This window comes from Undibacterium sp. Ren11W, from assembly GCF_049340485.1.
In the GTDB taxonomy this organism is placed as follows: Bacteria; Pseudomonadota; Gammaproteobacteria; order Burkholderiales; family Burkholderiaceae_D; genus Undibacterium.
Map to the genome: position 1 here is coordinate 1 of NZ_JBMPPB010000054.1, position 225 is coordinate 225.

1 protein-coding gene is annotated in these 225 nt (G+C 55.6%); it reads left to right on the plus strand.

Annotated elements, in window-relative coordinates; translation table 11 throughout:
- Positions 1–225, plus strand: a 225-nt coding sequence (locus ACO0K8_RS22435) for a hypothetical protein (RefSeq protein WP_422948871.1), incomplete at both ends; no start/stop codon positions are given.

The following is a 225-nucleotide window of genomic DNA, read 5'->3' on the forward strand; positions in this document are numbered from 1 at the left end:
CATTAGTGACTGTAACGAATGACGCACCCACTATCACCATCACCACCGATAGCAACAACGACGGCCTGATCAGTAAAACAGAACTCGGTGCAGCCACCACAGTGGCAGTCACAGTCGCCTTGCCAGGTACGGCTAAAGCAGGCGACACCCTAACCATCACCGATGGCACGACTCCGCAAAGCCACGTCTTAACGGCCGCAGAAATCACAGCGGGCACCTACAGCA